Below are 4,500 nucleotides of genomic sequence, written 5' to 3' on the forward strand. Positions count from 1 at the left end.
GGCCGTACGCGTCGCTTTCGGGCGTTGCAGCGGCGAGGCGATCAGCGTTTGGGGGATCCGGTCGATCCCGATCCCGGCGGAGATCGCGCCGAGCAGGACGCGGAACCACGCGGCGCTGCCGTGGCGCTTCCCGAAATCCGGGCTCAGACCGGCCAGGGCCGAGACCCGGATGAGGAGCGGGAAGCCGATATAATCGTCGGCCATGAGGAGGGCCGGGTTGAAGGTCGGCTTGCAATGGACGCTGCGGACCTGACCCGCGCCGTCCACCACGGCGTCATCGCCGTAGAAGATGCCGATATCGGGCCGCTCGGCCATCGCGCGCGCGAGATGCGCCACGAGGTCGGGGCACAGCTCGGAGGCTGCGGGAGCCACGAACACGGCCCGGCAGGCGGGCATCTGACCGGCCGCGATCTGGCCGAGCCGGCGCTCGTCGAGGGGACGGACCTGCGCGTCGAGGGGCAGCGGCAGGATCGCGTCCGGCCACGGGAGCGTGCCCCACGAGGCCGACGGGGCCGGAACCGGCTTCTTCTTCAACACGGGTCGCGTCTCCGGGGAATCAGGACCGTTCGGCGGCGAGCAGGCGGGTCAGGCTCGCCTCCATAGCGGTCGCCACCGCGCCGATGGACAGCCGCTCGCGGATGCGCGCCCTTGCGGCGGCGCCGATCCGGGCCGCGTCGCCGCCGGTCACCGCCCGGGCCGCGTCGTTGAGGGCCCGGGTGAGGTCCGCCTCGTCCACCTGGCCCCATTCGGCGCCGCGCAGATACGGGCCGTAGGTCTGGTCGAGGGCCGTGACCTCCGCCTTCACGGGGAAGCCGCAGGTGGCGTCGAGGAAGTCGCGGCAGCCGCCGTAATCGGTGGCGACCACGACCTTGCCCATCTCCATCGCCTCGGCGATCGTGAGGCCGAAGCCCTCCGAGGAGTGCGACGAGGCGTAGACCGCGCAGAGGTCGAACAGTGCGCCGAGCTCGTTCTGGGAGAGCGGCTGGTCGATCACCACCACGTCGCCCGCCGTTCCGACGAGGTCGAGGAGCTTCTTGCCCTCCTCGGGCAGGTCGAAGACGTGTTTGGTCTTCAGCACCAGTTGCCAACCCGCCTGCCCGAGCCCGGCCGCCCGGAAGGCCCGGATCAGGGCGTGCGGGTTCTTGCGGGCGAGATAGCTCGAGCCGTCGAAGGCGTAGAGGATCACCCGCTTGGACGGGTCGATGGCGAAGGCCTTGCGCAGGTTCGCCTTGGCGGCGGCGCTCGCCGGCTCGCCGGCCTCGTTCTCGACCACGTAGGGCACGACGTCGACCGGGATGTCGGTGATCTGCCGGAAGATCGCCGCGCAGAACTCCGTGGGGGCCCAGATCGCGTCGAGGCCGTCGACGGTGGGCAGCCAGCCGCCGGGCACGTGGGAGGTCTCCCAGACGAACAGCCCGATCTTCAGCCGCGCCGCCGCGGCGATCGCCCGCTGCCGGTCGCTCATCAGCGAGTGCCAGCTGTCGCCGTTGAAGTGCACCAGCGCGACGTCCGCGGGCCCCGAGAAGGTCCGGGCCTGCCACGCGGGCGCCACCCGGGCATGGACGTGGAACGGCCGCTCCATCGGGTGGACATTCAGCGCGAAGGGCGCGCGGTGCAGGGCGCGGGCGTAGCTGCGGGCCGCGACGCCGAGCCCGTTGGCGTAGTTCATCGGTGAGACGAAGGCGACGCGCAGCGGCCGCTCCGGCGCCTGGGGCTTGCGCAGGTCCGCCCAGACCCTGCCGCCCGGATACGTGTAGGTCACGTCGAGCCGGTCGAGGTCGAAGCCGCGCTCGGCGATCGCCTCCCGCACCGCCGCCCCGCCGATCGCGGCGTGCTCGCCCAGCAGCGAGCGCTTCACGAACGGGAAGCCCTGGGCCAGCATGTTCTCCCAGTCGAACAGGGTGCGGTTGTTGCGCGGGTCGTTGACCAGCGACATGTGCTTGTTCTGGGCCGAGAACAGGCTGCGCATACCGAGGCCGGCGGCGCGCATCCGTCCCGAGAAGGTCAGCTCGCACTCGGTGATCACCGCGTTCTTGTCCGGCCAGTTCGCCACGGCCTGGAGGAACTGGCTGAACGCATAGGAGGACAGGCAGCGCTTCTTCAGGGCCAGGAAGAAGCTCTGGAGGTGGTGGCTGTAGTAGAAATTGTCGGCGAGCCCGATCACCGCCTCCGGGAAGGCGTCGATCTTGGCGAGCAGGCCGGCGAAGTCGGCGCGGTCGAGGGGCCCGACGAGGCTGTCGTTGGCGAGGTAGAGCGTCTCGGAATCGAGGAGGTCGGTGTCCTCTAGGAGGACATGCGCCCAGGCGGCGAAGTCGAAGCCACGGTTCTCGCGGAGATAGACGGAGGCGCAGAGATCCAGGATCGCCTGGGGCACGGCGTTCTTGTGCTGGTCGGCGGCGATGATCAGGACGAGGTCGGTCCCGTTCTCCGCGAAGGCCCTCAAGTAGGGCTCGACATGGCCGCGGATCCGCCCCTCGGGGCAGTGGGTGATGAACAGGGCCGTGCGGCCGTGCCGGCGGGCCGTGCGCTTCAGGCAGGAGAGGCGCGCGTCGGAGGCTTCCGGCACAGCGGCGCCGGGGACGCGGCGGGTCAGGCGGCCGGCCTCCAGGCCGGTGGTGACGTAGTCGACCAGCGGGTTGAGGCCCAGCGCGGCGACCTTCGGGTAGCGGGCGCGGTACCAGGGCGCGTCGAAGCGCGGCGACGGGCTCGTCGTGCGCCCGCCATCGGCGAGGAAATGCGCCAGCGGGTTCTGCCCGGCCGCGTCGTCGGCCGCGCGGGTCGCCAAGTAGGTCTCGGCGTACCAGCGCGTGTCGAACCAGGGCCCGGGATCGAGCCCCTCGGCGGCGCCGTGCTCCAGGTAGTGGACCAGGGGGTTGAGGCTGTCGGCCCGGACCGCGGCGGATTGCGCCGCGTACCAGTCGGGATCGAACAGCGGATGGGGCGCGTAGCGGCGGTAGCCGCCGGCCATCACGTAGTGCTCCAGCGGCTCGAGCCCGCTGGTCTCCGCCTCGGGGCAGCGCGCCCGGTAGAACGCCGCGTCGAACAGGCCCGACCGGCGGATCAGGTCGACATGCCGGGACAGGCCGGCGAATTCCTCCGGGTTGCGCAGGTAGCCCTGCTTCCGGCCGGTCTCGAAGAAGTGGCTGAGGGCGTTGCCGCCGGCCGCGCGGGCATCCGGGTAGCGGGACAGGTACCAGGCGGTGTCGAACAGCGGCGACGGGTCGGTGTCGGACCGGGACAGGAAATCGGAGAACGCCCGGGCGCGGTGCTCGGCGCCGCCGAGATAGCGCTCCGCGTACCAGTCCGGATCGAACAGGGGGTTGGGCCGGAGACCCGCCGCGGCGCCGCGGTCGATATAGTGGAGCAGCGGGTTGATGCCCTCGGCCCGGAGGCCGGGAACGGAATCGAGGTAGAGATCGCCGTGGAACAGCGGGTGCGGCCAGCGGCCCTCGCGGCCGCCATGGACCGCGTAGTGGAGCGCGGGATCGAGTCCCTCGCCGACGACGTCGGGATAGCGCCGCGCGTACCAGGCCGGATCGAACAGGCCGGATTCCTTGACCGCGCGGACGAGGTCCGCCTGACGGGGCTCGCTGCGGCGGCGGCGCTTCAGGCGCCGGGTCAGCGGGCGCGCGAGGGATTGCGCCGCACCGGCGAGGCCGGCCTTCTCCGACGATCCGACGACGAACACATCTCGAAGGCGCATGGTCAGGTCCGGATACGCGGGAAGCCCGCAAAGCTGCCCACGCCGCGATCCGCGAGAGACATCAGAGGGTTCGGCCGGCCCGGCGGTCGCGGGTGAGGACCGCCCCGGCTTGGGCGCCTTCCTAAAGGTCCGGGTCGCCTACGCCAAGACCTGCGCCCGGGGAGGCGGTTTCGCTTCGGGTTGTGGTGTCGGGTCCACGCCGCGATAGCGGCGCCGCGGACCGAATCATCCGGGCAAAATCGTGCGACGATGGCGTGCGGCGATCCCGACCTTGCCAGCCCGGCACCAGAAGCCCCACACTTGTCGGAATGGCCAGAGGGGTCCCGCGGGGCTCCGGACAGGAGATGGATAGCGGCATGACGCAGGGGATCAGCCCGGCCACGACCCTCGACGACGGCATCGTGGCGACCGCGGAGAGCTGCCTCGCTGCCGTCGGCGCGGCCCGCGAGGCGATCCACGGGGTGATCTTCGGCCAGGAGAAGGTCGTCGATCTCGCCCTCGTGACCATCCTGGCCGGCGGCCACGGGCTGCTGGTGGGCCTGCCGGGGCTGGCCAAGACCAAGCTCGTGGAAACGCTCGGCACCGTGCTGGGCCTCGACGCGCGGCGCGTGCAGTTCACCCCGGACCTGATGCCCTCCGACATCCTCGGCACCGAGATCCTGGAGGAGGATGCCGAGCGTCGCCGCGCCTTCCGGTTCGTGCAGGGGCCGGTCTTCACGCAGCTCCTGATGGCCGACGAGATCAACCGGGCGAGCCCGCGCACGCAGTCGGCCCTGCTCCAGGCCATGCAGGAGGGC

Annotated in this window: 2 protein-coding genes and 1 pseudogene; 1 reads left to right on the forward strand and 2 read right to left on the reverse strand. The window is 71.4% G+C overall.

Annotated elements, in window-relative coordinates; genetic code table 11:
- Together I53_RS10180 and I53_RS10185 are read right to left on the reverse strand one after the other, a co-directional pair.
- Positions 1-537 (reverse strand): annotated as a pseudogene (locus tag I53_RS10180) (glycosyl transferase); the annotation flags it as partial.
- A gap of 19 nt (positions 538-556) precedes the next feature.
- Positions 557-3,703 carry a rhamnan synthesis F family protein gene (locus I53_RS10185; protein ID WP_043350000.1) on the reverse strand — a complete coding sequence of 1,049 codons (3,147 nt, stop codon included), beginning with the start codon at positions 3,701-3,703 and terminating at the stop codon, positions 557-559.
- Between the two features lie 356 nt (positions 3,704-4,059).
- Here I53_RS10185 and I53_RS10190 point away from each other — a divergent pair.
- A partial coding sequence (locus I53_RS10190) for an AAA family ATPase (RefSeq protein ID WP_043350003.1) occupies positions 4,060-4,500 on the forward strand: 441 nt, incomplete at its 3' end.

This window comes from Methylobacterium sp. B1 (assembly GCF_000333255.1).
Classification (GTDB): domain Bacteria; phylum Pseudomonadota; class Alphaproteobacteria; order Rhizobiales; family Beijerinckiaceae; genus Methylobacterium; species Methylobacterium fujisawaense.